Below are 26952 nucleotides of genomic sequence, written 5' to 3'. Positions count from 1 at the left end.
TCCCCTCGAAGGAGCTTTGTGGAGAACGGCAAGAACACCCCTACGCCCTCACCCGGCGCGCTGCACACGCGCTGGAACCCGAGGCTGGTCATGCAGATCGTGGCCCTGCTGCTGCCGAACATCGTGGCGGACACCGTCATGGTGGCCCCGCTGCTGGTCCTGCCCCAGGTACTCGACCACTTCGACACCACCCAGACCGCCTGGATCAGCTCCGGCGCCATGCTGGCCGGAGCGATGTGGGCGCCGTTGTTCGGCAAGAGCGCCGACATCCACGGCAAACGCAGGATGCTCACGGTCGCTCTGCTCATCGCCTGCGTCGGATCACTGGTCTGCGTGACCGCGTCCGAGCTCTGGGTTTTCGTCCTGGGCCGGATGCTGCAGGGCGCCGCCATCGCGGCGATCTTCCTCACGGTCGCCATCGTCCGCGAACTGTGCGCACCGCGGATCGCGATGCCCGCCGTGGGCGCGGTCGCCACCGGCGCCGGATTCCTGGGGGTCGGGCTGACCGTCCTCATCGAGGCTCTGGCCGGGCGGTTCGGCTTCCAGGCGGTCTTCGCGGCCTCGTTCCTGCTCACGATGGTCGCGGTCGCCTGCATCCGCGGCGTGGTGCCCGACCCCGGCTTCAGGACACCGGGACGCGTCGACGTGGCCGGCGCCCTGCTGCTCGGCGGGGGTCTGACGGCGGTGCTCGGCTACATCAGCCTCGGCTCCGAGCTCGGGTGGTTCAGTGCGGTCACGCTCACCCTGCTCGGCACCGGGGCGGCGATGCTGGCCAGGTGGTTCCTGGTGTCCAGCCGGGTGCCCGAGCCCGTGATCGACATCAGGAACCTGGGACGGCCGTTGCTGCTCACCCTCCTGGTGGTCGTGCTGGGCAGCGGTGCGGTGCAGAGCATGGACCAGCTCCTGAGCCTCATCGCGCAGGTCACGCCCGATCGGGGGCTCGGCTACGGTCTCGACGCGGCGGGGTCGCTGAGCCTGCTGTTCGGTGTCCCGGCCGTGGGGATCATCATCGGCGGCCTGATCTCGGGCTGGATCGCCGCACGCTTCGACCCTTCCGTCTCCCTCGCCGGAGGCGTCCTGCTGGGAGTCGTGGGCGCCACGGGGATGTTCGTGGGCGCGACCTCGTTCCCCGCCGCGATCTGCTTCGCCGTGCTGCTCAACACCAGCATGGGGGCGCTGACGGCCTCCGGGTTCAACATGGCCGGCGAGCTCACGCCACCGGAGCGTCAGGGCGTGGTCGCCGGCATGGTCACCGTCACCAGCGCGATCGGCTCGGTCGGCATGAGCTTCGTCGGCGCCGCCGTGCTGTCCTCGACCACCGTCGTCGTGGACGGGGCCACGATGAACTCCGCCACCGGGGTGTTCGGCTACATCACCGTCTCCGTAGGGGTCTTCCTGGTCGCCACGGTGCCCGCCTGCCTGCTGCTGGCGCATCGGCGCCGCGCGATACGCGACCTCGGCGCACCTCCCGTGGCGGATCCGACCGGGCCCGTGGACCGCTGACGTCCCGAGGCCCCACCACCGCGTCGGCCGGGGCGGAAGCGACCGTCGGCCAGGCTTCCCGGCACACCCGGGGGCACCGCCGTGACGGCCGGGACGGGCCCTGCCGTGCCACCGCTCCTACGGGACGGGCCCCGACGTCCTGCCGTCGCCGGCCGGGTGCGGTGGAGCCGGCCGGTCACGCCGGTGACCACGGCCGGGTCGACGCGGTGGGGCAGGGCGTGGCCGGCCGGGGGAGTCCTGGGGGTCGCCGGGGCGCCGCCGGTGTCACGCCTCGCAGGTCACATCGCGCGCGGGGAGTCGTCCCGTGCGCAGGTAGGCGTTGACGCGCTCGTCGACGCAGGCGTTGCCGTACTCGCCGTACAGGCCGTGCTGGAGGGTGCCCTCCACGGTGAGCAGCCGGGAGCTCGGCCACTGCTCGCGCACGGCCTCGGCTCCGGCGTAGAGGGTGCGGGGGTCGCCCGTGGCGGCGACGAGGAGGGCCGGGACGTCGTTGTCGAGCACGGTCGGCGCCTCGGCGGGCCGGTCCCAGAACTCGCAGGGGGTGATGTTGTTGGCCAGCGGCCCGGCGAGGGGAAACCGCTCACGGGACTCCTCGACCGCGCGCCAGTAGCGGCCGACACCGCGCCGCTCGGCCACGTCGCCGCAGATGATCGCGGTCATCTGGCTGGAAGGTGCCGAACCCGCCCCGGTCAGCAGGAACTCCAGCTGCCCGGCGAGCGCTTCGGACGGCTCGACCGGCTCACGGTCCGCGGCGCGTGCCAGGAGGCGTACGGTTCCGGCCAGGTCGGCGCGCCGCTCGTCGAGGTCGCTCCCGAGGCCGCCGATGAAGACGGCGGGAAGTACGTGCTCGTCCAGCAGGTGCGCCTGCCCGATCCGCAGCGGTTCCTCCGCGGCGGCGTCGAGGATGTGCTCCACCGTCGCCAGGACCTCGGCGCGGGTGGCGCCCAGCCCGTAGGCGCCGTGCCGGTCGGCGGCCCACGACGCCCACGCGCGCAGGGCCTCCTCGTTGGCCGACTCCGCCCCGCGGAGCAGGGTGTGGCTGTACTGTTCCGGGGGGTTGACGCCGTCCAGCACCATACGGTCGGTGCGGCCGGGGAAGAGCTGGGTGTAGACCTCGCCGAGGTAGCTGCCGTAGGAGTAGCCGAGGTAGGAGAGGGAGTCCTCGCCGAGGGCCGCGCGGATGACGTCCATGTCGCGGGCGGTGTTGCGGGTGGTGACGTGCGGAAGCACGTCGCCGTGGGCGCGCTCGCACTGGTCGGCCAGCTCGCGCGCGAGGGCGACCTCCTCGCGGTACGCGGCCCGGTCGGCGCCCGCGGAGCGGAGGAGGGCGGAGCCGAGGTCCCATCTGCAGTCCAGCGGGGTGCTCCGGCCGACGAAGCGCGGGTCCATGCCGATCAGGTCGTAGCGGTCGGCGACATCTCCCATCACCTCCGACTTGGTCAGTGGCATGTGGAGGCTGGGGCCGGCCGGCCCTCCGTCGTTGAACAGCAGCGGGCCGACGCGGTGGGCGGGGTCGGCGGCCTCGAGACGGGACAGGGCGACGGTGATCGTTGGACCGCCGGGGTCGGCGTAGTCGAGCGGCACGGTGACGTCGGCGCAGTCGGCGCCGGCGGCGTCCAGTTCCTGGCCGAGCTGGTCGCCGGGGCCGAGGGTGCAGGCGTGCCAGTCGATGTGCTGGTCGTGGAAGCGTGCTAACTGTTCCGGTGCGGCGGCGGAGGCGGCGACAGCGGTCGTCGTGAGGGTGGCGAGCGCCACCGCGCACGCCGCGAGGGCTCTGATGCGTGGGGAAGTCGGCATGCCCGAACGCTAGGCGCGGCAGCCTTCCGGCGCACGCCGGGCAACCCCCCGGAACGGGGTGGTGCTGTCTCCCTCGAAAGTCTCGGCGTCGGGGGGTAGGAGTCGTTGCGGCGCCTCCCGTGCCGCGCTTTCCGTGGCAGGCAACCCGGCCGTTCCGCCGCAGTGCCGAGACCGTCGCGGGGACGCCGACCGTGCCGTCCGTGTTCTCCGACGGTGCGGTTGACCGGCAGGGCGGACAGGACTGGTCGGAAAAGGGGAGAAAAGCCATGGTCCCGAGGTCGGGTCTGCCTCGATCCGGAAACAGCGATCATGTTTTCCGGAGGTCCCGAAAACCACCTCCGGTTTCTCGGGTCCAGAGTTCTCCCGGGGTCCGCACCGGTTGTTTGCCGTGCTTTTCGTCGCTCCATGACCACCGGGCCAGGTCCGCCGTTCTTCTTCGGAGGCTTCGGACCGTTCTGCCGTGACGGCCGACACCGGCGCCCGGAGGGGAGAGGTGCGGTCGCCCCGTCCTGTACCCGGCCGGCGTGCGGTTGTGCCCTGCACAAGGAACGGAGGGCGGGCCGCCAACGATGGCGCGACATCACGCGGCACAAGAGACCCCCGAAAAACAATCGGTTTCCTCCGGAAGATCGCCGGCGAGGTCGGGACCAGCATTGACGGCATCCGCGCATGGAAGCGGCTCCCCCACGGCAAGACCGGTCTCCCCGCCTTATTCCGAGAATACTTCCCGGTGGGCGGAGGAATCGCATAAGCTGTCTGCTTCTCGGCTCTCAGGCATTGATATGACCTTTTCTCCCCGAGCGGCTTTTCCTGGAGTGATGCATGGCCCGACCGACTCTCCCCGACGGCGCCGGGGGAACGACGTCCTCCCTGCCGCCCGTGGACACCAGCTCCTACACCCGCAGCGAGGCCACCCGCCTCCTGTCCGCGGGGGCCTATCTCGACGCCGGGTTCCGCAGAACCGCCCTCACCGAACTCATCGAACACCCCGAACGCACCGTGCCCCCCTCCCTCGGCTGCGACGTCGCCACCGTGCTCCGGCACTGCCTGCGGGCCAGGAGCATGGATGTGCGGGCCGCGGTCCTGGTCCTGGCGGTCCTGGCCTCCGGAGGCGTGGTGGCCGTAGGACTGGTGGCCGGGGGGCAGGGGGACGAAAGCCTGGCGAACAGGCTCTGGGACGCGATGGTCCGGTTGATGGCGCAGGATGCCCCGAACGCCGAGGAGACGGCACTGGTCGCACTCGTCTCCCTGGCCCTGTTCGTCCTCCTCGGCCTGTCGTCCCAACGCCGGCACGCGCTTCTGGGCCGGAGCGAATCCCTCCTGACGGTGGTCATCGGGGACGCCGCCGATCCGGCCGGGCCGTTCCACCGCCTGCTCGCCCTGCTCCTGGGGCTGGTCAACCTGGTACTGACCGTGCTGTGGATCGTGCCGGCGTGGCCGTTGCTCCGGGGCGGCCACATCCTCGCGGCCCTGGCCGTCCTCGCGGCTCCGGTGCTGCTTCTCGCGATCGGCGTCTGGCACCGGCTCGCCCTCTCCCACGTCCTGTGGGCGGAACTGTCCCGCCACTCCTTCACCGGAAAGGCCCCGGGGATCCCCCCGTTCGCGAAGCGGCACGCGGGCACACTGGCCGCGATCGACAAGGAGCAGTTCTCCCGCCTCGTCCTCTACAACGAGGACGAGCCCTTCCTCGGCGCGGGCGAGTCCTACCGCCCCTGGTCCCTCGCCCTGGAACTCGAACGCCGCCCCGGCCCCCTCGACGGCGCCGAGCCCCTGGACGGTCGCCGCGTACTCGACCTCATCACCCCGCGGCTGGCGAGGCTCGCCGAGATCTCCTCACGGACCAGTCGCGACCGGCTCAAGGACCTGGAGCTGCAGGAGTGCGTCTTCCTCCCGGCGGCTTTCCCCGCGGGCGTGCGGCGTGCCGGCCGCCTCTACGAGGACGGCAGCGTCCGCCGCCACCTCGAAGAGGCCGTGGGGGAGGGCGCCGAGCAGCGGCGGCACTTCCTGCGGATCCGGGTGGGCGGTTGGGACGAGGAGGTCGTCACCACCGTCTTCGTGCGGGTGCACACCCAGGGGGACCTCCTCATCCTCGAGGTGCTGCCCTACGTCCTGCCGCCCCTGCGGAGCGTCTTCCACGAGGTGGACGCCCTCGCCGTGCGGTCCGCCCGCTCCCCGGTGTCGGCCCTGGTGACCGCTCCCGCGATAGCGGTATCCCTCCTGGCCCGCGGGGCGAGCTCCCTCAGGTCGTGGTGGTTCGAGGGGTTCGGGCCCGGGGTCGGCGACACATCGGAGGCGCCCCGGCTCAGCGTCCGCGAGCTGGGCTCGCGTGGCACACGGTCGATGTTCCAGGAGATGGACGTCAACCGGTACGTCACCACCATCCAGGACCGCATCACCTCCGGGGCCCAGCAGGCACTGGCGGAGGCGGGCTACAGGACCGAGGAGTTCCAGCAGCAGGTCGTGAACATCAGCCGTGGAGGCGTGTTCGTCGGCGGTTCCATGACCGGCTCGATCGCCACCGGCGACGGAGCCCGGGCCGTCACCGGCAACGGCGCCCGGCCGGCCTCCGGGAAAAAGGGAAAGGACAAGAAGTAACACCATGACCCACGACGACACCGCACCGGCCGCAGGGTCGGTCTCCATCGGCGGCTCGCTGCACGGCGGCGCGGTCTCCACCGGCACGGGCGGCTCCGCCGAGGCCTCCGCCCCTGCGGAGGCCGAACCCCGGGAGGAACCCCGCTCCGACCTCCCGGCCGCGCCCCCCGGGGGAGTGGCCGGCAGGCGCGCCCCGGGATCCGTCTCCATCGGCGGCGACGCCCGGGGGGTGGCGATCTCCACCGGGGACCACGGCACCGCGCGCTTCGAGGCTTCCTCCGACGCGGTGAAGGACGAGCGCTACCGCGACCTGTTGGAGCAGGTCCGTCTGCTGCGCCGGCAGCTTCCCCTGTTCGCCGACGCGGAGGGGGTCGACGAGGTCGAGGCCGAGCTGGCCGAGACGGAGGAGGAGATCACCCGGACCGGCACCGCCGCACCGGGCCTGCTGCGCCGGCTGTGGGACCGGCTGGAACAGGCGAACACCGCGCTGGGCGCGCTGACCTCGGCCACCGCCCTGGCCGAGACGGTGCGCCAGCTCACCGGCTGAGGGGGGACCATGCCCGATTCCACGAACGCGCGCTGGGACGCCGACCAGCAGGGCTGGGTCACGGGAACTCCTCCGGAATCCGCTGGAGGCGAGGCACCGAGGCAGCTGAACATACCGGCCCCGGTGCTGGTGTTCCTGGTCGTCCTGCTCGTCGTATTGGCGGTGGTGGCGGCGGTCGGCATCAACGCGGGCCCCGCCGAGGAGAGCAGCTCCTCCGACGCGGCGAGCGCTTCCCCCGGTGACGGGGCCGGTACGGCGGACTCCTCCGACTCGGAGAGCGCTTCCGCCGAGGACGAGGCCGATACGGAGGAGCCCTCCGCGGAGGAGTCGCCCGGAGAATCCTCCGGGGCCGAGGATCCGTTCGCCGAAGAGGACGTGGAGTCCCAGGCGCCCGACGGATATGAGCTCAGCACGGATTCCGGCTGGTTCGAGCTCAACGTCCCCGAGGGGTGGCAGCACGCGGGCGACGGAGCGCAGAAAGAGGTCTTCTACGATCCGGAAGATCCGCGCTACTTCCTCCAGATCACCAGCATGCAGGACGTGCATGCCTCTCCTTGGGCGGCCATGAACGCCTTGGAGGCCGAGTTGCAGGGCGAATACGAGCAGTTCGATTATGACGACTACGGCGGGGCGGCGGTGCTGGAGGAGGATCCGTCGGTCATGCAGTTGAACTACCGCTACGACCACGACACCTTCGGCCGCCAGGACGTGTACGTACGTACCTTCCGCGGTGGGGACGGCGAGATCTACGCGGTCTCGGCCGAAGGGGCTGCGGATTTCTACGAACGCACCCAGGAGCGCTGCGAGGAGGCCGCCACTTCGTTCTGCGTGACCGGAGACGACTGCTCCTGACCGGACGGCCGCTCCAGGGCATCGCGTGCGGCCGGCACGAGGGACCGCCCGGGGCTAGTGGACCTCTCCCGCATACAGGAAGACGCCGAGGTCCTCTTCACGGCCGTCCAGCCGGAGCCTCATGTCCTCCGACGCGGCGCGGGTCATCCCCCTCTTCTCGTAGAACCCGTAGGAGCAGAGCGAATCCGTGTACAGGTAGAAGTTCTTCCTGCCGTGCTCCCGAAGGTGTCGCGTGTAGTCCTCGTACAGGGCCTTCCCGACACCGGTCCCCCGGGTGGAGGCGTCGACGGCGAAGAGGGTGAGCTCGTCCGTCAGCGGAGCGGACGTGTTGTGCCGCAGCCTTCGGTAGATGCCGTCGAACGCGAAGTACTGGGCGAGCGAGGGCAGGTCGCGAAGTCCGGTGACGGCGATCCTGGCCATGTGGGCCCAGGTCAGCAACCTGTTCCGGGTCGCGTGGGGGACCCGGGGGTGGCCGGGTACCCGCCCCATGATCACTCCGACCGTCCGCCCGTCCCTGACGGCGACCCGCGTGTAGGTGCTCGCCAGAAGGCGCTCACGGAGATAGACCTCCAGGGCGCCGTCGAGCAGGCGCTTCTTCGACATGTAGCGGTGGATGTGGAACGCCTCGTCGATCATGGACTTGACGTCGGCGGCATCGCTCTCGCGATACGGGCGGTAGGTGGTGTCGTTCATCGTCGTCCTCGGCTCTCAGAGGGTGTTTCGTGTCTTCCCGCCGACGGCAGCGGCGGCGCCGGGTGCTCGGTCCTCCTCCGGGCGAGCCCGGCGGCGAGTTCCGCGAACTGCGCGAGGCCGGCTCGGGCGGCCGCGCTGTCGCGGTGGGCCAGCCAGGACCACGTGATGCCGTTGAGGGTGGTGACCACGAGTCCGGCGAGCGTGCGCTCCCCGCCCACGAACACCAGGTCGGCTTCTTCGCCCAGGCGGCTGATGTACCCGACGGCCTTGTCGAGGGAGTCCTCGTACCCCTGTTTGGGCAGCTCCCGGAGCTCGGGGTCGCGCAGTACGAAGCTTCCGAGGTCGAAGAGGACCAGCTGGGCGTCGGGATCGCTTTCGACCTGGGACCAGTAGGCGAACAGCAACGTGCGGATGTTCTCCTCCGCGCTCGCCGTCGGGGAGATCTCCGGCCAGACCGGGGTCAGGTCGATCTCGATGTCGCTGGCGAGCAGGGCCGCGTAGAGGTCCTTCTTGGAGTGGAAGCAGTAGTGGAAGGCCCCGTGGGGCATGTCGGCCTCCGCGCAGATGGCACGGGTGGTCGCCGTGGCGATCCCCTCCCGTTTCATCACGCGCAGTGACGCCGCGAGAAGGCGACTGCGGCGTTCGTCCGCGCTTACCCGCTTGCGCGCAACCTTCTCCTCCTGGTCGTTCATGCGCCCATGGTAGCTGTTGGCCATGCGACTTGGTCAAGTGACCAAGTCGCATGGCCAACTTTTCGTTCCGGGGCGAGCGCCCCGGTCGGCGACGCGGCGACGCGGGGGCCCTGCGACCGGACGAGCGCGTCACCCTCGCCGCCAGGCCGTCACCGGCCAGGGGGCTGTCGGGGCTTCTCGTCCTGTGTGTTCAGTGTGGTGATGAGGTTGTCGATGTGGGCGGCGGTGGTGTGGGCTCCGGTGTCGGTGGCCAGGTCGCGGGCTTCTTGGAGGGTGCGGACGAGGGTTGCGTGGTCGGGGCGTGTGTCGAGCATGGTGTTGATCTGGGACCTGGGGTAGCGGCGGTGTCCGCCGAGGGTTTTGACCGAGGCGAGGCGGCCGTCTTTTTCCCAGCGGGTGACGGTCTTGGGGTCCACGCGGAAGAGGCGGGCGACCTCTCCGGGGGTGAGCAGGGCCTCGGCGCTCTCGACGAGTTCGGGCAGGGAGGAGGACAACCTTGTTCTCTTTCTGTCTGGGTGGGGGTCGGGGCCGGACCGGGGAAGGTCGTCCGGCCCCGGGCGGGTGGGGCGGGGCCGCCGGCCCCCCTTTTTTGGCGGCGGCCCCGCGGCCCGGCGGTGGTGTGCCACCGGGCGGGGAGCCCCCGGGGCGCGTCCCCGGGGGTGTGTGGTTCACAAGGGGGCGGGGGGTGGTTCAGCAGCCGAAGACGGCGCGGACGGTGATCGCTCCGCAGGGGGCCTGGGTCCAGTCCCAGTAGGCGCACACGGCCTCGACCAGGCGTAGGCCGTTGCCGCCCACGCGCAGGGGTGCGGGGTCGGGGACGGCGGGGAGTGTGGGGGCGGTTCCGGGGGTGGGGCCGTTGTCGGTGACGCGGAGTTCGAGGTGGCGGCGGGTGCGGTGGATCTCGATGCGCACGGTGCCGCCGGGCAGGCCGGAGGCGGTGTGGCGCAGGGCGTTGGCGGCCAGCTCGGTGACGGTGAGGGCGAGGGGGTCGGTCAGGCCGGGGCGGGAGCGGGTGGCGTGGGCGGCCCATTGGCGGGCGGCCCTGACGTGGCTGGGGTGGGGGCCGATGAGGATGCCCGAGGTCGTGGGGGTTCCGCACAGGCGGCGTGGAAGTGCGGGGGGAGGGGCGGTAGGCTGCATTCGTCTCACCTCATGTCTTTCCGGACAGGTGGGGCATCAGCTCCGGTGGCTGCCTTTGACTTCGGCCACCGGAGCTTTTCTGTGCCCAAGAGATGGTTTCCGCCCAAATTGGGAGGAATAAGTGTGATTTGCTCTCTCCTGGCTGGGGAGAAGATGGTGTCGGTTGGTCCATGTGCCGACGTGGAAACTACACACGACACGCCACAACGGACATTTTATCCGCCGGTAACTCGCCGGGTTGTTTCCGTGATCACACGATCTCTTGCAGGTGGCCCCTAGGACAATGGCTTCCACAGATGGGTGTAGCAATTGGCTAGAGTGTTCTGTACTGTGTACTTCGCGAGTAATCGCGTGGAGTAGCGTGTACCTCGAGGAGGTCCGGTGGCCGAGAAAATAACCCCAGCCCGGAAAAAATTCGGACGCGAGCTCGTTCGCTTCCGTAAGGCGGCCAGGTTGACGCAGGCGGAGGCTGCTGGAGCCCTCGGTGTGGTGCCGACTGCCGTCTCCTCCTACGAGAGAGGAACCCGAGGGATTGAACTGGTAGCCGTGGCGACGCTTGATGAGCTATATGGGGCAAAACAGTCACTGATTCGCAAGTGGCACGAAGCGAACCAGGAGACCGGGCTGGATCCCTGGTTCCAACAGCTCTCCGATCTTGAAGAATCAGCTGTTGAACTTCGTGATTACCAGCCACTCGTCTTCCCAGGTCTGGTGCAGACCGAGAAGTATGCTCGCGCGCTGACTGGTGACGTTTGGCCAGGCCGAGGCGCTGAGTCCGTGGAAAGCCTTGTCAAGTCCCGGATGCGTAGGCAGAAGATCTTTGAGCGAACCGATGCCCCGTTCATCCTGATGATCATTGAGGAACCGGTGGTCTACCGCCGTGTGGGGGCGCTGAGCCACGACGATCACGTTGCGCAGATCCGCCGCCTGATCCACGAGATCGAGCGGGATACCCTACGTCTGCAGATCATCCCCCGAGGTGCTCCTCGGCATCATGGGGGGACTGGACCATTTCGGATCAACTCGTTCGCGGACCGTCCCGCGGTGGCCTCGGCTGAGCACATGACGGGGGAGGCTGTGATCGACGATGCGAAGTTGGTCCAGCACTGCATGACCGTATTCGGGTTGCTCCAGGGGGAGGCGCTTTCTGGTGCGCGAAGCCTGGACATGCTGAAAGAGGCGCTTGAAGATGTCTGAGAAGTGGCACAAGTCCAGCTACAGCGCTGGTGGGGGCAACTGCGTCGAGGTTGCGGAGGGCCCGGTCACCGGTATCCGGGACACTCAGAATCGGGAGTTGGGGCATTTCGATGTCCCCGCCCCTGAGTGGGCCGCGCTGGTGAACGCGGTGCGCGGCCGGTAACACCCCTCACATCCTGCACGCGAAGAACCGTGCCCCGTCCGGCTACGGGGTGCGGTTCTCCTGTTCAGCGGGACGACCAGGGCGATGCCGATGTAGTCCGCAGAGTGGTTGGCGAGTGTGGAAGCTTCAGGAGGAAGTCGAATATTACGGCCGCCGGGGTCGTGTCAGACTGCCAGGAACGGTGGAGCGCTTCATGGTCCATCGCTCTCACCCGCTGAAGGCACTTGCTTCATCGCCTCGGATTGAGGAGCAGCTAGTGAACGCATGGCACAAGTCCAGCTACAGCGACGGCAGTGGTGGTAACTGCGTGGAGGTCCGCGAGGGGCTGGTCACCGGTATCCGCGACACTCAGAACCGGGGGCAGGGGCAGATCGACCTCCCCTCAGCCGAGTGGATCGCGCTGATGAGCACGGTGCGCGGCCAGTAAGCGGACGCGCCCAAGCCGCCGATCTTTCTTCAAGACGCCCTCTCGAAGCCCTCCATGTGACGATGAAAGGCCTCTGATGAGCACGGTCGACAACCGGTCCTGGCACAAGTCCAGCTACAGCGGCAACGAAGGCGCCTGCGTCGAGGTTGCGGAGGGCCTGGTCACCGGTATCCGCGACACCCAGAATCGGGAGCTGGGGCACCTCGACGTCCCCGCCCCCGAGTGGGCCGCGCTGATGAACGCGGTGCGCGGCCGGTAACACCCCTCACACCCCGCACACGAGGAACCGCACCCCGTCCGGCTACGGGGTGCGGTTCTCCTGTACGAGCAGAAGCCCTGTCCCTCGGGGTCACCCCACCTGGGCCAGCCCGGCAGGCCGCCGGCCGTGGGTGGACTTCTTGGACTGCAGCCAGATGACGACGCCGACCACGAGCGCACCCGCAGCGAGCAGGCCGCCGGCGAGGTTGGGGCTGCTGTCGCCGAGTCCCGTGCTGATGACGTAGCCGCCCAACCAGGCCCCGATGGCGTTGCCGAGGTTGAACATGCCGATGTTCATCGAGGACGCGAGGTTGGGGGCGCCGGCGCGTTCGGCCCGTTCCATCACCAGGCGCTGGATCGGGGAGACGGTGGCGAAGCCCGCGGCGGCCATGAGGAACACCGCGGCGAACGTGACCACGACATTGTCCGCGGCGAGCCAGAACACGAGCAGCGTGACCGTGAGCAGGGCAAGGCTTCCCAGCAGCAGACCCATGAGGTTCTTGTCGGCCAGCCGTCCTCCCAGGATGTTGCCGATGAACAGCCCGAGCCCGAAGACGAGCATGTAGGCCGTGACCCAGCTCTCCGGGGTGCCGGTCGCGTTCATGGTGATCGGGGCGATGTAGGTGATGGAGGTGAAGAACCCCGCCGGTCCGAGGACGGTGATCAGCATCGCGAGCAGCAGTTGCGGGTTGACGAAGGCGCGGACCTCGGCGGCGAAGTCGAACGACTCGTCGGTCCTGCTCGCCGGGATGCAGGCGAGGATGCCGACCAGGACGACCAGGCCGATCGCCGAGATGCCCAGGAACGAGGTCCGCCAGGAGAACTCCGTGGAGACCCAGGTGGCGACCGGGGTGCCGATGAGCGTGGCCAGGGTCAGACCGGAGAACATGAACGCGATCGCGCTGGTCTTCCTGTGCTCGGGAACCGCGCGCGAGGCGATGATCGAGCCGATGCCGATGAAGGCCGCATGGGTCAGTGAGGAGACCACCCTGCCCAGGAGGGTCAGCGCGAAGGACGGGGCGAAGGCGGTCAGCAGGTTCCCGACCACGAACAGGCCCATGAGGACGAGCAGGAACCTCTTCTTCTCGAACCGCTGCCCGACCAGGACCAGGACCGGGGCGCCGAGGAAGACGCCGAGGGCGTAGGCTGTCGCGGCCCAGCCCGCGGTGGTGACCGAGATGCCGAATTCGGTGGCGATCCCGGGCATCAGGCCGGAGATCGCGAACTCGGTGGTGCCGATCCCGAAGGCGCCGGCGGCCAGGGTCAGCAGCACCAGCCGGGTGCGTGGGGCGTTGTCGTGGGAAAGCATGCCCACCAGCCTGGACGGACCGGCCTACGGCAGCCAGACACCTGTTGGGCGTGCGCCCGGGGTTCCTACCACTGACAGGGTCATGCTGGTTCGGGCCGGAGTACCTACCCTGGTAGGTATGACACCTCCGGCGAGCACACCATCGGGGAACCTGGGCGAGTTCCTGCGCTCCCGTCGCGCTGCCCTGGACCCCGAACAGGCCGATGTCATCAGCTGGGGCCGACGCCGCAGGGTCCCCGGGCTGCGGCGTGAGGAGGTCGCCCAGCTGGCCGGCGTCAGCGTCGCCTACTACACGCGACTGGAACAGGGGCAGGCGCGCAACGCCTCGACCGAGGTGCTCCTCGCCCTGGCGCGGGCGCTGCGGCTGACGCCGACCGAGGTCGAGCACCTGCTCGACCTGGCCAAACCCTCGCCACTGCGTCCCGCGCCCCGGACCAGGCCCGAGCGACCGCACCCCCGGGCGCTGGCGATGCTGGAGGCCATCTCGGGTCAGTCCGCCGTGCTCCTGGGGCGACGCAACGACGTGCTGGCCTGGACCCGGACGGGCCATGCCCTGCTGGCCCCGCACCTGCCGTTCGACAGCACCGCGGATCCCGCGACACGGCCGTCCATGCCGAGACTGCTGTTCCTGGATCCGCGAGTGCGGGACTCCTACGTGGACTGGAAGGCCGAGGCGTCCACGAACGTCGCCTACCTGCGGCGGATCAGCGGCAAGTACCTCGATGACACCCGTCTGGCCGAACTCGTGGGCGAGCTGAGCATGAAGGACCCCGAGTTCGCCTCCCTCTGGGCGTCCGGCCGCGTGGGGGAGTGCGTCGGCGGCACCAAGCGCTTCCGCCATCCCCTGGTCGGCGAGCTGAGCATGGAGTTCCAGATCTGGCTCCAGGCCGACAGCCCCGACCACCGCCTGGAGGTCTACACCCCGACCGATCAGATGTCCGCCGACGCGATGACCCTGCTGGAGACCCTCACGCACGACGAGGGGCTGGGCGGCAGGCCTCCCACCGCGGAGGACGCCGACGGCACGGCTCCGGCACGGACGCCGTCGGCGTACCGGAGGAGCTGACCGGCACGCGAGCCCCCGGCTCCGCGCGCACGCGTCGGACGGCGGACGCCCCGCGGCCGCGTCCTCGGCGCGCCGGCCCGAGGGGCGGGGGACTCGTGCGGTCGTGCCGGTTCGCCGACTCGGGTCCGTCGGAGGTCGCGGCCCGCCCGCCACGGCTGTCCGCGACCTGTCGGGCCTGATCAGGCGCTCGCTCTGCCGCTCCCGGGTGCCGCTTTCCCGGTGGTGGCGCATCACACGGGCGGACGGCCCCCCTCTTCTAGTACGTTTGTACTTGTACGCACGTACCAGACATTGGGGTGAAAAAGATGCTGTTCCGGACCTCTGCGCGACGCGCACAGGGGGAGCGCCCATGACCTCCCGCCGGGACCCCGAGGGGCGCCGACGCGCCATGGTCGAGGCCGCAGCGCAGGAGATGGTCGCCAACGGCAGCTCCGCCCTGACCCACCGGCGCGTGGCCGAACTGGCCCGGGTGCCGCTGGGGGCCACCACCTACTACTTCGATTCCCTGGACGACCTGCGCGCCGCCGCACTGCAGGCCATCGCCGAGCAGGCCGACCAGGAGCTGCGCGAGTTCGCGGAGGAGATCCACGGCTGCGACGGCCGCCCCGAGGGCATCGCCGCGCTCTTCGCCGCCTACCTGGGCGACCGCGAGCGGCTGCGCGCCGAGAACCTGCTCTACTTCGCCGGGGTGGACAACCCCGAACTGCGTCCGCTCGCCCAGCAGTGGGTACAGGGGGTCACCGAGATCCTGCAGGCCTACGCCGCGCCCGAAGCGGCCCGGGCCACGGCCGTCTACCTGGACGGGGTCATCCTGTACACCCTGCTCCACGACCGGCCCCTCGACGAAGCGGCACTGCGCATGGCGATCGCCGCCCTGATGAGCACATCCCTGGAAGAGAAGCCGTGAGCACTCCACACCACACCTCCGGCGCACCGGGCGCCACCGCCGGACACCTGTCCGCCGGACGCCGCTGGGCCGCCCTGGCCGTACTGGCCGCCAGCCTGCTCGTGGTGGTCATGGACATGACCATCCTCAACGTCGCCCTGCCCGAGATGGCCGCGGCGCTGTCCCCGACCGCGGCCCAGCAGCTGTGGATCGTCGACATCTACTCGCTGGTCCTGGCCGGCCTCCTGGTCACCATGAGCACCCTGGGCGACCGGTGGGGCCGCAAGAGGATGCTCCTGACCGGCTTCACCGTCTTCGGCGGGGCCTCCCTGCTGGTCCTGGCGGCCGAGTCGGCCCCCGTGGTGATCGCCGTGCGCGCCCTGCTGGGCGTGGGCGGGGCGATGATCATGCCGGCCACGCTCTCGATGATCCGCAGCCTGTTCACCGACCCGGCCGAACGCGCCAAGGCGCTGGGCATCTGGGCGGCCGTCGCCTCCCTGGGAGCGGCCGTGGGCCCCATCGTGGGCGGTCTGCTGCTGGAGCACTTCTCCTGGCACGCGGCGTTCCTGCTCAACGTGCCCCTGATGGCCGCGGCCGTTCTGGCGAGCCTGTTCCTGCTGCCCGAGGCGCGCGACCCGCACCCCGGGCGCTGGGACGCCCTGGCCACCGCCCTGTCGATCGCGGGCATGACCGCCCTGGTGTGGGGCATCAAGCGCATCGCCAAGGAAGGCCCCGCCGACGCCCTGGCACTGGCGGCGCTCGCGGCGGGACTGGCCCTGCTGGTCTGGTTCGTGCTGCGCTGCCTCCACAGCGACGCGCCGCTGCTGCGGGTGCGCCTGTTCGCCGTCCCCTCCTTCACGGCCGGGACGCTGGCGGCGCTGTTCACCATGCTGGCCATGGGATCGGCGCTGCTGCTCGCGGCGCAGTGGTTCCAGCTCGTGCAGGGGCTGTCGCCCCTGCAGGCCGGGATCGGGCTGCTGCCGATGGCCGTCGCCGCCACGGTGGTCTCCCCGCTGGCGCCGGTGCTGGCCCAGCGGATCGGCGCCCGCACCGTCCTGGTGGGCGGCCTGGCGCTGTCGGGGCTGGGCTTCGCCGCCCTGTTCCTCGCCCCCGCACCGCTCACCTATGCGCCGGTCGCGATCTTCCTGACCCTGCTCGGCGCGGGCATGGGATCCCTGGCCATCGCCTCGGCGATCATCATGTCGGGGACCCCGGCCGAGCACGCGGGCAGCGCCGCCGCGATCGAGGAGACCTCCTACGAACTGGGCGCGGTCCTGGGCGTGGCCGTGCTGGGCAGCGCGGCGGCCGCCCTCTACCGCGCCGAGCTGCCCGCCTCCGACCTCACCGCCGCGGGCCTGGGCCCGCAGGGGGTGGGGGCGGCGCAGGAGTCCCTGGGCGGCGCCCTGCACGTCCTGGCCGACCTGGGCCCCGCCGGCGCCGCGGCCGCCGCCCAGGCCCAGGAGGCCTTCACCCACGGTCTGACCCTGGTCGGCGGCATCGGCGCCGCGGTCATGCTGGTGTCGGTCGTCGTGGTGTTCGCCCTGACGCCCAAGGACCTGGACGTGACCAAGGGCCACTGAGGTGCGACCGCCTCTGAGGGGCGGCGGACCGGGCACCGCCCCCGCACCGTCACGGGACGGGTGCGGGGGCGGTCGGCGTCCTCGGGGGCTGGCCGGGGCGGGCTCAGGGAGCGAGCACGACGGTCTTGCCGGGCAGCCGCCCGGCGGCGGCTTCCCCGTGCACGGCGGCCAGCTCGGCCATCGGGCGGCGGTCGGCGACGTGGAGCCGGAGCCTGCCGGCGTCCACCTTGGCGACGAGCTCGGCCAGCTGCGCTCCGTCGCTGCGGACCCACAGGCTCGCGGTGCGCACCTTCCGGTCGGGGTCCTCGGGGACCGGGCCGGCCGTGCTGGCGGCGACCCCGCCGTCGGCGACGTAGTCCGCCAGACGCGCGAGCTCCTCCGGGGAGACGCGCACGTGGTTCACCACGACCTGGAACGGTCCGCCCACGGCGGCCGGGCCCGCGGCGAGGTCGAGGGGGCCGACGACCCGGTCCGCGCCGTAGCCCCGGAGGCGGTCGGCGTGCCGCGGCGCGTCCACCGCGGTCACCTGCGCTCCCGCGTCGACGGCGAGCTGCACCACGAGGCTGCCCACGGCGCCCCCGGCGCCGTTGACCAGGACGCTCTGCCCGGGCTTCAGCTCGGCGAGCTCGAAGGCCGTCTGCCAGGCCGCCAGGCCGGTCAGCGGCAGTGCCGCGGCGTCGACCAGCTCGATCGTGCGAGGCGCCGGGGCCAGGGACCCGGCCGGGACGAGTGCGTACTCGGCGGCCCCGCCGGCGGAGTCGAGGGGCAGCATCGCCACGACCCGGTCTCCCACGGCCGGGCCCGTCACGCCCGCGCCGAGTCCGGCGACGGTGCCCGCCAGGTCGATCCCCGGCACGTACGGGAGGGCGATCGGGAGCATCTCGGCGAGGACGCCGGCGCGGATGTGGTCGTCGACCGGGTTGAACGAGGTGGCCGCCACCCGCACGAGCACCTGACCGGCGCCGGGGACCGGACGGTCGACGTCCTCGTGGCGCAGGACCTCGCTGCTGCCGAACTCGTGGAAACGGATTGCCTTCATGAACTCTCCTCCAGGGTGTGGCGCCGTCGCCGCAGGATGGGCAGAACGCTCTCATTCACTTGCTCAGGAAAGTATTTTCACTTGCCCAGGCAAGTGAAAGGTAGCCCGTCGAAGGTTGCCTGTGCAAGTGAAGCGAGTTGCCCGGGCAAGTAGGATGGGGCTCATGGACACCCCGACCTGGCTCGACGACGACCAACAGGACCTGTGGCAGGCGCTGCTCACGGTCGTCATCGCCCTACCGGCAGCCCTCGACCGCCAGCTGCAGCGGGAGGCGGGCATCTCCAACTTCGAGTACGGGGTCCTGGCCCGGCTGTCCATGGCCGACGAGGCCACGATGAGGCTCAGCGAGCTGGCCCGGGACTGCGACAGCACCCAGCCCCGCCTGTCGAAGGTGATGGACCGCTTCGAGGCCCGTGACTGGGTCGTCCGCCGCCCCGACCCCGGCGACGGCCGGTACACGCTCGCCACCCTGACCGGTGCCGGCCGGCAGAAGCTCGTCGAGAGCGCACCGGAACACGTCGCTCAGGTGAAGCGGCTCGTGTTCGACCCGCTCACCGCCGCCCAGCGCCGCCACCTCGGGACCGCGCTCACCCGCATCGCCGCCACCGTGCGCCAGGAGACCGAGGGAGGCTGAGCGCACCGCCCCCGGACGGTGCCCGACGCCGTCCTCGAACGGCCCCGCCCAGGCCGTCCGACGCCCGCCCCCACCGGCTCCCGCCCCCACCGCGAAGGGATCACGATGAGCACCACGACCGCGGTCGATGACCTCGCCGTCCGCATCCACGCGATCGACTGGGACGGCGACCTGGAGCGCACGCGGTCGCGGGTCGCGCTGATGCGCGAGTACCTGCGCCGCTCGGCCCTGTGGACGCGTGCCCTGGGCGCCAAGGGGTGGCCGTTCTACGACATCGCGGAGTTCGCGGCGCCAAGCGTGCGCGCCGCCGACGAGGTGGTCGAAGGCGTGCTGGGGAGCCCGGTGGTCCTCGAGCAGTACCCGACGGTGGGCACGAGCTGCGTGTGGGCGCTGCACATGGCGGCGGCCCGCGACGCCGGGGCGCCCCTGCCCGACCTGCCCGACCCCTTCGAGCCGCTGATCCGCATGTACGAGCGCGGCGGCGGTTTCTCCCTGTCGACCACCGGCACGATCGACATCGACGCCGCAGGCCTGCACCGGGGCACGCTCCTCACCCACCTCGGGGAGGAGCCCAGGGCCCCCGAGGCCGAGGCCGGGCTCGACGCCCTCGACGGCACGCCGACGCTGACCGTGGATCAGTCCTTCGCTTCGCGAACGTCCTCTCTCTCCCGCGGTAGGGCGATCTCGGTCGAGACGGTGTACCTCATGGCGAGGGCAAAGGCGCACGGTGGCCGAGGCGGGGGACGTTCGCGGCTCGCTGAACCCACCGGCGTGCCGACTGAACGCCACGATAAGCCGCAATAATTCGTCTGCCCTTCGCTCCACGAGGAAAGCGCGGGAACGATGCAGCCCTTGTCCGGCACGCGGCACCGCTGTCCTCACTCTGGCGCAGCGGCCCTCCAGGCGTCGGTGACGCACCCTTCTTCCCAGTGCCACCACTCCTTCCTCCTGCCGTGCTCCAACAGGGCGCGAATTCTCGGCAGGTCCGCCTGCGGCGGGACGTCCAGGCCACCATCCGGAACTGCTCGATGCCCTCGCCTGTCGTGCCGAGGCGGTGGAAGACCTTCAGCACACTCAGCCGGGCGGCGGCCGAACCGTCGTCCTTCAGCACGATGAGGCGGATGGTGCAGTTGTGCGAGGGCTGCACCGTTTCCCCGGCCCAGAGAACACCGTCGTCATCCGGTTGAACCCTGATGACGTCTCCGGCGGCCACTCCGCGGACGAACCAGGGCGTGTTCTCCAGCCGCACCGTACCCTTGCCGAGGTCGGCGGCCCACAGGCTCTCGACATCCGCCGGGGGCCGGCCCTCCCCGTCCATGTCCATACGGAAGTGGACCTTCACAAGGGCGTCACCGGTGTTCGTCACCGGACCATCATCCACGTGCCCCCCACCGGAGCGGAACGCGGAGCGCGGAAGGGGGATGCCTCCGGACCCGGTCGGCAGTCGGCCCCGATCGCCGACGGGCAGCCGCCAGACACGGGCGTGGCGTGGGTCACCCCGCCCCGTTCCACGGAACAGCAGCTGGTAGGGTCTGTGGCGTTGTCGGTTTTGCGTAGGACGGGAGGGGAGTTGGCCGTGCAGTCGTCGCCTTCCCCGCTCGTGCCGTCCTCGACCGACCGCCGGTCCTCCGGCCGGCCGCCCCTCTGCGCGCGGCCCTCTCTCACAGCCATCGGGCGGACGCGTTTCGCCGAGCGCCACAAGATCTCGGTCCGCAACCCCCGCCCCCTGGGCACCAACGGCTACTCCACCTCGTGGGGCACCAACGCCCACGGTGAGCTCAGCGCCTGCCCGCCCGGACGCAGCTGACCCGTTCCCTCGGCAGAGGGCTCTCTCTTCCACGCAACGACCTCTCCCGCCGCACGTGCGCGCACGGGCCGCTTCGGCATACCCGGACCGCGCACACCCGTAGCGGGTAGGACGGGCCTGCCCCGTCCCGGTCGTGCGCGCGGCACTCCCGGAGTGCCCCACACCATCCTCGCTCCCTGATCGCCGGTGGTCCCGTGCCCGTGGGCACGGACCGTCCCCCGGTGTGCGCCGGCATGCCCGGGGGCCGACGAGGAACCGTGAAAGGACGCGGCGTGCCGCTGCTCCTCCTCCTTGCTGTACTCACAGTGACCGTCCTGTCCGTTCCCGTGCTCGACCGCCTGCTGGGCCGTGCCGCCGGGTGGCCCCTGGCCGCGGTGTTCGCCCTGCTCACCGCCACCGTCCTGGCCCGCGGCCCCGACCTCTGGAACGGGGGTCCGGCGCCGGATGCCTCCCTGGCCTGGATGCCCGCCCTGGGCATCGGGCTGTCCCTGCGCATGGACGGCCTGGCCTGGCTGTTCTGCGTCCTGGTCCTGGGCGTGGGCGCGCTGGTCATGGCCTACTCCGCCCGCTACTTCCCGCCCGGGCGCCGCACCGGTTTCTACGTGCTGATGAGCGCCTTCGCCCTGGCGATGACGGGGCTCGTCCTGGCCGACGACATCGTCCTGCTGTTCGTCTTCTGGGAGCTGACCACGATCTGCTCCTTCTACCTGATCGGACTGTCGGGCCCCTCGGCGTCCCGGCCCGCGGTGCGCACCTTCCTGCTCACCGCGCTGGGCGGACTCGCCCTGCTCGCGGCGGTCGTGCTGCTCTGGGTGCGCACCGGCACCACCCGGCTCAGCACCATCCTGGGCGACCTGTCCTGGACCCAGGACACCGGCTTCACCACCGCGGTCGCGGTACTGATCATCGTCGCGGTGTTCACCAAGTCCGCCCAGTTCCCCTTCCACTACTGGCTCCCCGACGCCATGGCCGCCAGCACCCCGGTCAGCGCCTACCTGCACGCCGCCGCCATGGTCAAGGCCGGCGTCTACCTGGCGATGCGGTTCTCCCCGGCCTTCGCCGACACGGCCCTGTGGGGCGCCACCCTGCTCCTGGCGGGCCTGGCCACCGCCCTCCTCGGGGCGCTGCTCGCCCTGCGCAGCCACGACCTCAAGAAGCTGACCGCCTACTCCACCGTCAGCCAGCTCGGCTTCCTCATCGCCGTCATCGGCGTGGGCACCACCCAGGCGCTCATCGCCGCCGCCGTCCACACCCTGGCCCACGCCCTGTTCAAGGCGACGCTGTTCATGGCGGTCGGCGTCGTCGACCACCAGACCGGAACCCGGGACCTGCGCGAACTCGGCGGCCTCCGGCGTGCCATGCCCGTGACCGCGACGGTCGGCGCACTGGCCGCGCTGTCCATGGCGGGGGTGCCGCCCCTGCTGGGGTTCGTCAGCAAGGAGAACCTCTTCGAGGCCCTGCTGCACACGCCCGGTCCCACCTGGCTCGGCCCGCTCGCCGCCGTCACGGCGGTCCTGGCCGCGGCGCTGACCGTCGCCTACGCCTTCCGGTTCGTGTACGGGACCTTCGGCGGAGCCCGGGTGCGCCACCCCGGTCCGCACCGGCCCCGGGAGGCGGGCGCCCTCTTCCTGTCCGCCCCGGCCGCCGCAGCCCTGGCCGGCCTGGCCCTGGGCCCGGCGGCGCCGCTGCTGAACCCCATGGCCGAACGCGCCGCGGCCGACGCCACGGGCGAACGGGCGCAGGCGCACCTGGCCCTGTGGCACGGCCTCAACCCGGCCCTGGCGATGTCGGCGGCCGCCCTGCTCCTCGGGGCCCTCATGGCCTGGGGCGCCACCGTCCGGGACCCCGCGTCCTCCCGGCTGCGGCTCCCGGTGACGGGCACGGGCGTCTTCGAGCGCGTCCACGCCGGGCTCATCGCCCTGGGCGCGCGCACCGGCGACCCGACCCGCAGCGACGCACCGGCCCGGCACCTGGCCGTGCCGTTCGTCCTGATCATCGTGTTCGCCGCCGCGGTGGCCGTCCTGGGCCCGGACTACGGGACGCCGGCGGACGGGACCTCCCGGCCCCTGGACTGGATGATGGTCGCCCTCGTGGCCGTCTCGGTGCTCACCGCCGTGGTGACACGGTCCCGGCTGGCGGCCCTGGCCCTGACCGGTGTGGCGGGGTTCGCCGTCGCCCTCTGGTTCCTGTTCCTGGGCGCCGTCGACGTGGCCCTCACCCAGCTCCTGGTGGAGATCCTGACCGTGGTCGTGGCCGTCCTGGTCCTGCGCCGGCTGCCGGCCCGGTTCCACCGCGCCCGCCCCTCGCGCACCGCCGCCACCGCGCTGATCGCCGTCGCCGCCGGCACGGCCGCGGGGCTGGGCGCCTACCTGCTCACCGGACGCCGGGAACCCTCGGCGGTGAGCACCCACCTGTTGGAGAACGCGCCCGCCGACACCGGCGGCACCAACGTCGTCAACACCATCCTGGTCGACTACCGGGCCCTGGACACCCTGGGCGAGCTCACCGTCCTGGGCGTGGCCGGGCTCATCATCATCGCCGTCCTGCACTCCTCGGGGCTCACCGCCGACGGCGGACCCCGACCGGCGGTGGGACGCACCAACCCGGTCCGGGACGCCGACGCCAACACCGTCATCATGCGCACCGTCGCCCGCGTGCTGATCCCGCTGCTCCTGATCTGGTCCGCCTACCTGCTCCTGCGCGGACACAACGCGCCCGGAGGCGGGTTCATCGGCGGACTGGTCGGCGGCTCGGCCTTCGCCCTGGCCTACCTGGTGGCGCCCAGCGCCTCCGCGGCGCGCATCCGCCTGGCCTACCCCGCCTTCATCGCCGCGGGGGTGGTCACCGCCGTGGCCTCCGGGCTGCTCGGCCTCGCCGACGGCTCCTTCCTGCGGCCCCTGCACGCGGACGTCCCGCTGCCGTGGGGCGGCCACTACCACTTCACCAGCGCGCTCGTCTTCGACGTCGGCGTCTACCTGGCCGTGGTCGGCGTGATCCTGACCGCCCTCAACCAGCTGGGCCTGCCGCGCACCGGAGCCGCGCCCGAACGCACCGCCGCCACCGAACGACACGACACGGCCACCGGAGGCACCCGATGACCCTGGCCATCACCATCGGCGTCCTGATCGCCGGAGCCGTCTACCTCATCCTGCAACGCGGCATGGTCCGCGTCGTCCTGGGCTTCGTCCTGCTCAGCCACGGCGTCAACCTCCTGCTGATGTCCGCCGGCGGCGTCTCCCGGAGGGAGGCGCCCCTCCTCGCCGGGGGAGGCGGGGAAGCCCTGGCCGACCCGCTGCCACAGGCGTTCGTCCTGACCGCCATCGTCATCGCCTTCTCCATCACCATCTACATGCTCACCCTCGCCGCCACCGGCAAGGGCGACGACACCGAGGACGCCTCATGAACACCGTGCTCCTCCCGCTCCTGGTCGCGGCGCCCCTGCTCGGCGCCGCCCTGCTGACCGTCCTGCCCGCCGGACGGGTTGCCCGGTCCCTGCTCCTGGGCACCAGCGCCGGCGCGCTCGCCGCCGGACTGGCCCTGCTCGCGGCCACCCGGGACGGACAGGTGTACGCCCACCAGGTGGGCCTGTGGCCCGCCGGGGTGGCCATCCCGTTCGTCGCCGACACCTTCAGCGCCCTGATGGTCACCACCACGGCCCTGCTCGTCCTGGTGTGCTCGGCCTTCGCCATCGCCACCGGCGAGGCCGAACGCCGCTTCTTCGCCCCGCTGGTCCTGGTGCTCTCGGGCGGCGTGTACGGGGCCCTGCTCACCGCCGACCTGTTCAACCTGTTCGTCTTCGTCGAGGTGATGCTGCTGCCCTCCTACGGGCTGATGGCCATCGCCGGAACCCTGCACGGCCTGCGCGGCGGACGCACCTACGTCACCGCCAACCTGCTCACCTCCACCGTCTTCCTCGCCGGCGTCGCCCTGGTGTACGGCACCGCCGGGACCGTCCAGCTCGGCGAACTCGCCGGCGCCGCCCAGGACTCGCCCGTGGTCGCCGTCGCCACGGGCCTGGTCCTGCTGGCGATGTCGGTCAAGGCCGCCGTCGTCCCGGTGCACGGGTGGCTGGTGCGCACCTACACCGCGCCCTCCCCGGCCGTGACCGCCCTCTTCTCCGGCCTGCACACCAAGGTCGCCATCTACGTCGTCTACCGCCTGTACGCCCTCGTCTTCGACGGCGAGGCCTCACTGCTGTGGATCGGCCTGGTCGTGTTCACCGCGACCATGGCCGTCGGCGTCCTGGGCGCGGTCGGCGAGACCACCACCCGCTCGATCCTGGTCTTCCACATGGTCAGCCAGATCGGCTACATCCTGCTCGGCGTCGCCCTGTTCACCGAGCTCGGCCTCATGGCCGGGATCTTCTACCTCGTCCACCACATGGTGGTCAAGGCCTCCCTGTTCCTGTCCACCGGCGCGATCGAGCACGTCCACGGCACCGGGGACCTGGAACGGCTGCGCGGCGCGGCCCGCGGGCAACCGCTGCTGGCCCTGGCCTTCCTGGGCGCGGCCCTGTCCCTGGCCGGGCTGCCGCCCTTCTCCGGGTTCGTCGCCAAGCTGACCCTGGTCGCCGCGGCCTTCGACGCCGGGCAGTGGACCGTCGCCGCGATCGCCGTCGCCGTCAGCCTCATCACGCTGATGTCGATGCTCAAGATCTGGGGCTCGGTCTTCTGGGGCCCACCGCCCGGGACCGGGACCGATCCGGAGCCCGAACCGGTGCAGGCGCCCGAAACCGCCGGCGGCACCGCCACCGCCGCTCCGGCCGCCACCCGGGCCCCGGCCCGGATCAGGACCGGGCTGGTCCTGCCGGCCGTGGCCCTGACCGCGGTGACCCTGTGCGTCGGCCTGGGCGCCCAGGTCCTGCTCGACCTGAGCGCACAGGCCGCCGCCCACCTGCTGGACACCTCTGCCTACGTCGAGGCGGTGACGAACCGATGAACGGCCTGCTGCGCAGGGCCGCGCGCATCGCGTGGTTCCCCTTCTTCTACGGAACCCGGGTGGTGACCTCCTCGTTCCGGGTCGCCCGGGACATCCTCACCCCCGGCAGCTCGGCGACGCCCGCCTTCCTGGAGGTGCCGCTGCGCTGCCGCACCGACACGGAGATCACCGCCATCGCCAACATGGTCTCCCTGACCCCCGGCACCGTCACCGTGGCCACGCGCACGGACCCGCCCACGCTGTGGGTCCACGGCCTGTACACCGACGACGAACAGGCCTTCCACGACGACATCCGCCAGATGGAGGACTACCTGCTGGCCATCACCCGCCCCCGGGACACGCACCCGCGCACCACCGCGGGAGAGGAGCACCGTTGAACCCGCTCGACATCGCCCTGCTGCTCCTCGGAGCCGCCATGGTGGCCGCCGTCCACCGGATCCTCACCGGCCCCGACCAGGCCGACCGGGCCGCCGGATCCGACATCGTCTTCCTCGGGTTCGTCGGCATCGTCATCGTCCTGGGCCTGCGCCTGGACTCCGCCGCGGTGGTCGACCTCGTCCTGGTGTGCGCCCTCATCGGGTTCCTCGCCGCCCTGTCCCTGGCCCGACTCGTCTCCGGAGGCAAACGATGACCCCCCTCGAAGGACTCGCCCTCCTCTGCGTCCTGGCCGGCGCGGCCGTCTTCGCCGTCGGAGCCTGGGGCCTGGTGCGCCTGGACGACTTCTACGCCCGCCTGCACGGGGTCTCGATCGCGGCCGGGCTGGGCACGCCTCTGCTCCTGCTCGGACTCCTGCTGTGGTTCCCCACCGTGGAGAACGCCGTCAAGATCGGCCTGGCCCTGCTCGTGCAGCTGGCCACCGCGGCCGTCGGAGGCAACGCCCTGGCCCGCGCCGGCTACCTGGCCGGCACCCCCGCCGCCCCGGACACCCGGCGCGACGCCCTCGCCGAGGCCGACCTGGCGCCGCACCGCGAACAGGACTGACCGGGACCGCCCCGCCCCGGCGGCCCACCGTCGGGGCGGGGAGGGAGGACACTCATGGACGACATGCTGGTGGGCGAGGTCCGCACCTCGCTGCAGGTCCTCGCCCTCGTGGCCACGGCGGTCACCGGGCTGCTGCTCCGGCTCGCGCACCGGGCCCACACCCGGCTGCGCACCCTGGAGCAGGCGCACGCCCCGCCCCTGCGCGACCTGCCCGCGCCCGGAACCGTGGTCGCGGTCGACGGCAACGCCGAGACGGGCCCCGACGGCCTGCTCACCGCGCCGTACTCGGGGGTCTCCTGCGTGTGGTTCCGCATCGAGGTGTGGGACCGCAGCCCCAACCCCGACACCTACCACGAGAGGATCCGCCACACCCTGCTCTACTCCAGGCAGAGCCGCACCCCGTTCGCCCTGCGCGACCGGACCGGCGCGGTGCTGTGCGAACCGGACCGCGCCGCGGGGGACCGGCTGCCCCTCACCCACGAGTCCTTCGAGCCGGGGGAAGGGGGCGGTGGCGGGACACCGCACGCCGAACACATCGCCCCCGACAGCGGGCGCGTCTTCCTGGAGTGGGCCCTCGCCCCGGGTACCCGGCTGCTGGTGCACGGCACGGTCGCGCGCGGGGACGGCAGGACCGTGATCCGCTCCACCGACGAGGACACGCTGCTCGTCTCCACCCGCCCCGCGCCCGAGTTCAGGGACGCCCAGCGGATGACGATCCTCTTCACGGCCCTGGCCTTCGCGGTGTCGCTGACGGGCTTCGTGTGGCTCGTCCTCACCTGAGGAGACCCGGTTCCCGCAACCGAAGCTACGGCGAGCCGCAGAGCAACCCGTCAGCAGCTGCACGGTCC

General features: G+C 71.4%; 28 protein-coding genes and 1 pseudogene. 21 read left to right on the top strand and 8 right to left on the bottom strand.

Translation table 11 applies throughout. The annotated features are described in order from the left end of the window. The first annotated feature begins 18 nt into the window (after positions 1 to 18). Positions 19 to 1503 carry an MFS transporter gene (locus ACIRPH_RS09080; protein ID WP_402911335.1) on the top strand — a complete coding sequence of 495 codons (1485 nt, stop codon included), beginning with the start codon at positions 19 to 21 and terminating at the stop codon, positions 1501 to 1503. 264 nt (positions 1504 to 1767) lie between these two features. Here the strand turns inward: ACIRPH_RS09080 and ACIRPH_RS09075 are convergent, their stop codons facing one another. Next, the gene (locus tag ACIRPH_RS09075; protein ID WP_402911332.1) at positions 1768 to 3300 is read right to left on the bottom strand and encodes an alpha/beta hydrolase; all 1533 of its coding nucleotides are present in this window, start codon (positions 3298 to 3300) and stop codon (positions 1768 to 1770) included. Positions 3301 to 4122: 822 nt separating this feature from the next. Between ACIRPH_RS09075 and ACIRPH_RS09070 the strand changes: the two genes are divergently transcribed. From ACIRPH_RS09070 to ACIRPH_RS09060, 3 genes are read left to right on the top strand one after another with little or no spacing between them, the layout of a single operon-like run. Beyond that, positions 4123 to 5895 (top strand): hypothetical protein, encoded by a 1773-nt coding sequence (locus ACIRPH_RS09070; protein ID WP_402911329.1) that lies wholly within the window; start codon positions 4123 to 4125, stop codon positions 5893 to 5895. Between the two features lie 4 nt (positions 5896 to 5899). Beyond that, a complete protein-coding gene (locus ACIRPH_RS09065) occupies positions 5900 to 6442 on the top strand; it encodes a hypothetical protein (protein WP_402911327.1) in 543 nt (180 codons plus the stop codon). 9 nt (positions 6443 to 6451) lie between these two features. Continuing rightward, positions 6452 to 7294, top strand: a complete 843-nt coding sequence (locus ACIRPH_RS09060) for a hypothetical protein (protein WP_402911325.1) — start codon at positions 6452 to 6454, stop codon at positions 7292 to 7294. A gap of 54 nt (positions 7295 to 7348) precedes the next feature. On the opposite strand, the gene ACIRPH_RS09055 is transcribed toward ACIRPH_RS09060, so the two are convergent. From ACIRPH_RS09055 to ACIRPH_RS09040, 4 genes and pseudogenes are all read right to left on the bottom strand, one after another. Continuing rightward, positions 7349 to 7987, bottom strand: a complete 639-nt coding sequence (locus tag ACIRPH_RS09055) for a GNAT family N-acetyltransferase (protein WP_402911322.1) — start codon at positions 7985 to 7987, stop codon at positions 7349 to 7351. Next, positions 7984 to 8679 carry a TetR/AcrR family transcriptional regulator gene (locus ACIRPH_RS09050; RefSeq protein ID WP_402911319.1) on the bottom strand — a complete coding sequence of 232 codons (696 nt, stop codon included), beginning with the start codon at positions 8677 to 8679 and terminating at the stop codon, positions 7984 to 7986. Before ACIRPH_RS09050 ends, ACIRPH_RS09055 begins: the two co-directional genes overlap by 4 nt. A 281-nt stretch (positions 8680 to 8960) precedes the next feature. Further along, positions 8961 to 9173: pseudogene (locus tag ACIRPH_RS09045) on the bottom strand (BldC family transcriptional regulator); the annotation flags it as partial. A 196-nt stretch (positions 9174 to 9369) separates the two neighbouring features. After that, positions 9370 to 9819, bottom strand: a complete 450-nt coding sequence (locus ACIRPH_RS09040) for an ATP-binding protein (RefSeq protein ID WP_402911317.1) — start codon at positions 9817 to 9819, stop codon at positions 9370 to 9372. Between the two features lie 381 nt (positions 9820 to 10200). On the opposite strand from ACIRPH_RS09040, the gene ACIRPH_RS09035 reads away from it, so the two are divergent. From ACIRPH_RS09035 to ACIRPH_RS09020, 4 genes are all read left to right on the top strand, one after another. Then, complete coding sequence (locus ACIRPH_RS09035) at positions 10201 to 11016, top strand: helix-turn-helix domain-containing protein (RefSeq protein ID WP_402911314.1); 816 nt, start codon at positions 10201 to 10203, stop codon at positions 11014 to 11016. Beyond that, positions 11009 to 11179: a DUF397 domain-containing protein gene (locus tag ACIRPH_RS09030; protein WP_402911311.1), complete on the top strand. Its 171-nt coding sequence runs from the start codon at positions 11009 to 11011 to the stop codon at positions 11177 to 11179. Before ACIRPH_RS09035 ends, ACIRPH_RS09030 begins: the two co-directional genes overlap by 8 nt. Before the next feature lie 256 nt (positions 11180 to 11435). Then, on the top strand, positions 11436 to 11606 hold the full coding sequence (locus tag ACIRPH_RS09025; RefSeq protein WP_402911308.1) for a DUF397 domain-containing protein: 171 nt from the start codon (positions 11436 to 11438) through the stop codon (positions 11604 to 11606). Positions 11607 to 11682: 76 nt separating this feature from the next. Further along, positions 11683 to 11865 (top strand): DUF397 domain-containing protein, encoded by a 183-nt coding sequence (locus ACIRPH_RS09020; RefSeq protein WP_402911305.1) that lies wholly within the window; start codon positions 11683 to 11685, stop codon positions 11863 to 11865. A gap of 90 nt (positions 11866 to 11955) precedes the next feature. Here the strand turns inward: ACIRPH_RS09020 and ACIRPH_RS09015 are convergent, their stop codons facing one another. After that, positions 11956 to 13173 carry an MFS transporter gene (locus tag ACIRPH_RS09015; protein ID WP_402911302.1) on the bottom strand — a complete coding sequence of 406 codons (1218 nt, stop codon included), beginning with the start codon at positions 13171 to 13173 and terminating at the stop codon, positions 11956 to 11958. 118 nt (positions 13174 to 13291) lie between these two features. Here ACIRPH_RS09015 and ACIRPH_RS09010 point away from each other — a divergent pair, with 118 nt between their 5' ends. From ACIRPH_RS09010 to ACIRPH_RS09000, 3 genes are all read left to right on the top strand, one after another. Beyond that, entirely contained in the window at positions 13292 to 14239 is a 948-nt protein-coding gene (locus tag ACIRPH_RS09010) for a helix-turn-helix domain-containing protein (RefSeq protein WP_402911298.1), read from the top strand. A gap of 349 nt (positions 14240 to 14588) precedes the next feature. Then, entirely contained in the window at positions 14589 to 15146 is a 558-nt protein-coding gene (locus tag ACIRPH_RS09005) for a TetR/AcrR family transcriptional regulator (RefSeq protein WP_402911295.1), read from the top strand. Beyond that, positions 15143 to 16705, top strand: coding sequence for an MFS transporter (locus ACIRPH_RS09000; RefSeq protein ID WP_402911292.1), 1563 nt, complete (start codon positions 15143 to 15145; stop codon positions 16703 to 16705). The genes ACIRPH_RS09005 and ACIRPH_RS09000 overlap by 4 nt, the downstream gene beginning before the upstream one ends. A 103-nt stretch (positions 16706 to 16808) precedes the next feature. Here ACIRPH_RS09000 and ACIRPH_RS08995 read toward each other — a convergent pair whose 3' ends face one another. Then, positions 16809 to 17744: an NADP-dependent oxidoreductase gene (locus ACIRPH_RS08995; RefSeq protein ID WP_402911290.1), complete on the bottom strand. Its 936-nt coding sequence runs from the start codon at positions 17742 to 17744 to the stop codon at positions 16809 to 16811. 163 nt (positions 17745 to 17907) lie between these two features. On the opposite strand from ACIRPH_RS08995, the gene ACIRPH_RS08990 reads away from it, so the two are divergent. Together ACIRPH_RS08990 and ACIRPH_RS08985 are read left to right on the top strand one after the other, a co-directional pair. After that, a complete protein-coding gene (locus tag ACIRPH_RS08990; protein WP_402911287.1) occupies positions 17908 to 18378 on the top strand; it encodes a MarR family winged helix-turn-helix transcriptional regulator in 471 nt (156 codons plus the stop codon). Between the two features lie 105 nt (positions 18379 to 18483). Further along, positions 18484 to 19182 carry a hypothetical protein gene (locus tag ACIRPH_RS08985; protein WP_402911284.1) on the top strand — a complete coding sequence of 233 codons (699 nt, stop codon included), beginning with the start codon at positions 18484 to 18486 and terminating at the stop codon, positions 19180 to 19182. Here the strand turns inward: ACIRPH_RS08985 and ACIRPH_RS08980 are convergent. Further along, positions 19082 to 19696, bottom strand: coding sequence for a DUF4265 domain-containing protein (locus ACIRPH_RS08980; protein WP_402911671.1), 615 nt, complete (start codon positions 19694 to 19696; stop codon positions 19082 to 19084). The two genes, ACIRPH_RS08985 and ACIRPH_RS08980, sit on opposite strands and share 101 nt — an antisense overlap. A 258-nt stretch (positions 19697 to 19954) precedes the next feature. On the opposite strand from ACIRPH_RS08980, the gene ACIRPH_RS08975 reads away from it, so the two are divergent. The 8 genes from ACIRPH_RS08975 to ACIRPH_RS08940 all read left to right on the top strand — a co-directional run bounded on the left by ACIRPH_RS08975 (position 19955) and on the right by ACIRPH_RS08940 (position 26884). Beyond that, positions 19955 to 20185 carry a hypothetical protein gene (locus ACIRPH_RS08975; protein ID WP_402911281.1) on the top strand — a complete coding sequence of 77 codons (231 nt, stop codon included), beginning with the start codon at positions 19955 to 19957 and terminating at the stop codon, positions 20183 to 20185. 272 nt (positions 20186 to 20457) lie between these two features. Beyond that, positions 20458 to 23283, top strand: coding sequence for a DUF4040 family protein (locus tag ACIRPH_RS08970; RefSeq protein ID WP_402911279.1), 2826 nt, complete (start codon positions 20458 to 20460; stop codon positions 23281 to 23283). Further along, entirely contained in the window at positions 23280 to 23588 is a 309-nt protein-coding gene (locus tag ACIRPH_RS08965; protein ID WP_402911276.1) for a sodium:proton antiporter, read from the top strand. The genes ACIRPH_RS08970 and ACIRPH_RS08965 overlap by 4 nt, the downstream gene beginning before the upstream one ends. Further along, positions 23585 to 25123 carry a monovalent cation/H+ antiporter subunit D family protein gene (locus tag ACIRPH_RS08960; protein WP_402911274.1) on the top strand — a complete coding sequence of 513 codons (1539 nt, stop codon included), beginning with the start codon at positions 23585 to 23587 and terminating at the stop codon, positions 25121 to 25123. Before ACIRPH_RS08965 ends, ACIRPH_RS08960 begins: the two co-directional genes overlap by 4 nt. Beyond that, positions 25120 to 25500 (top strand): Na+/H+ antiporter subunit E, encoded by a 381-nt coding sequence (locus ACIRPH_RS08955; protein ID WP_402911271.1) that lies wholly within the window; start codon positions 25120 to 25122, stop codon positions 25498 to 25500. Before ACIRPH_RS08960 ends, ACIRPH_RS08955 begins: the two co-directional genes overlap by 4 nt. Then, positions 25497 to 25754: a monovalent cation/H+ antiporter complex subunit F gene (locus ACIRPH_RS08950; protein ID WP_402911268.1), complete on the top strand. Its 258-nt coding sequence runs from the start codon at positions 25497 to 25499 to the stop codon at positions 25752 to 25754. Before ACIRPH_RS08955 ends, ACIRPH_RS08950 begins: the two co-directional genes overlap by 4 nt. Next, positions 25751 to 26104, top strand: a complete 354-nt coding sequence (gene mnhG, locus ACIRPH_RS08945; protein WP_402911265.1) for a monovalent cation/H(+) antiporter subunit G — start codon at positions 25751 to 25753, stop codon at positions 26102 to 26104. The genes ACIRPH_RS08950 and mnhG overlap by 4 nt, the downstream gene beginning before the upstream one ends. 54 nt (positions 26105 to 26158) lie before the next feature. After that, entirely contained in the window at positions 26159 to 26884 is a 726-nt protein-coding gene (locus ACIRPH_RS08940) for a GIDE domain-containing protein (RefSeq protein WP_402911262.1), read from the top strand. Positions 26885 to 26952 lie beyond the last annotated feature (68 nt).

Origin of the sequence: Nocardiopsis sp. NPDC101807 (assembly GCF_044766605.1) — a bacterium.
Taxonomy (GTDB): Bacteria; Actinomycetota; Actinomycetes; order Streptosporangiales; family Streptosporangiaceae; genus Nocardiopsis; species Nocardiopsis tropica.
This window is presented reverse-complemented; position numbering and strand designations above follow the sequence as displayed.

Bases quoted from the DNA above. Each gene is read 5' to 3' on its own strand.
- ACIRPH_RS08990 (WP_402911287.1), top strand. From the start codon at position 17,908: ATGGACACCCCGACCTGGCTCGACGACGACCAACAGGACCTGTGGCAG.
- ACIRPH_RS08940 (WP_402911262.1), top strand. From the start codon at position 26,159: ATGGACGACATGCTGGTGGGCGAGGTCCGCACCTCGCTGCAGGTCCTC.
- ACIRPH_RS09075 (WP_402911332.1), bottom strand. From the start codon at position 3,300: ATGCCGACTTCCCCACGCATCAGAGCCCTCGCGGCGTGCGCGGTGGCG.
- mnhG (WP_402911265.1), top strand. From the start codon at position 25,751: ATGACCCCCCTCGAAGGACTCGCCCTCCTCTGCGTCCTGGCCGGCGCG.
- ACIRPH_RS09055 (WP_402911322.1), bottom strand. From the start codon at position 7,987: ATGAACGACACCACCTACCGCCCGTATCGCGAGAGCGATGCCGCCGAC.
- ACIRPH_RS09040 (WP_402911317.1), bottom strand. From the start codon at position 9,819: ATGCAGCCTACCGCCCCTCCCCCCGCACTTCCACGCCGCCTGTGCGGA.
- ACIRPH_RS09005 (WP_402911295.1), top strand. From the start codon at position 14,589: ATGACCTCCCGCCGGGACCCCGAGGGGCGCCGACGCGCCATGGTCGAG.
- ACIRPH_RS08995 (WP_402911290.1), bottom strand. From the start codon at position 17,744: ATGAAGGCAATCCGTTTCCACGAGTTCGGCAGCAGCGAGGTCCTGCGC.
- ACIRPH_RS08955 (WP_402911271.1), top strand. From the start codon at position 25,120: ATGAACGGCCTGCTGCGCAGGGCCGCGCGCATCGCGTGGTTCCCCTTC.
- ACIRPH_RS09030 (WP_402911311.1), top strand. From the start codon at position 11,009: ATGTCTGAGAAGTGGCACAAGTCCAGCTACAGCGCTGGTGGGGGCAAC.
- ACIRPH_RS09020 (WP_402911305.1), top strand. From the start codon at position 11,683: ATGAGCACGGTCGACAACCGGTCCTGGCACAAGTCCAGCTACAGCGGC.
- ACIRPH_RS08960 (WP_402911274.1), top strand. From the start codon at position 23,585: ATGAACACCGTGCTCCTCCCGCTCCTGGTCGCGGCGCCCCTGCTCGGC.
- ACIRPH_RS09060 (WP_402911325.1), top strand. From the start codon at position 6,452: ATGCCCGATTCCACGAACGCGCGCTGGGACGCCGACCAGCAGGGCTGG.
- ACIRPH_RS09070 (WP_402911329.1), top strand. From the start codon at position 4,123: ATGGCCCGACCGACTCTCCCCGACGGCGCCGGGGGAACGACGTCCTCC.
- ACIRPH_RS08980 (WP_402911671.1), bottom strand. From the start codon at position 19,696: ATGGACGGGGAGGGCCGGCCCCCGGCGGATGTCGAGAGCCTGTGGGCC.
- ACIRPH_RS09050 (WP_402911319.1), bottom strand. From the start codon at position 8,679: ATGAACGACCAGGAGGAGAAGGTTGCGCGCAAGCGGGTAAGCGCGGAC.
- ACIRPH_RS09065 (WP_402911327.1), top strand. From the start codon at position 5,900: ATGACCCACGACGACACCGCACCGGCCGCAGGGTCGGTCTCCATCGGC.
- ACIRPH_RS09015 (WP_402911302.1), bottom strand. From the start codon at position 13,173: ATGCTTTCCCACGACAACGCCCCACGCACCCGGCTGGTGCTGCTGACC.
- ACIRPH_RS09010 (WP_402911298.1), top strand. From the start codon at position 13,292: ATGACACCTCCGGCGAGCACACCATCGGGGAACCTGGGCGAGTTCCTG.
- ACIRPH_RS08985 (WP_402911284.1), top strand. From the start codon at position 18,484: ATGAGCACCACGACCGCGGTCGATGACCTCGCCGTCCGCATCCACGCG.
- ACIRPH_RS08965 (WP_402911276.1), top strand. From the start codon at position 23,280: ATGACCCTGGCCATCACCATCGGCGTCCTGATCGCCGGAGCCGTCTAC.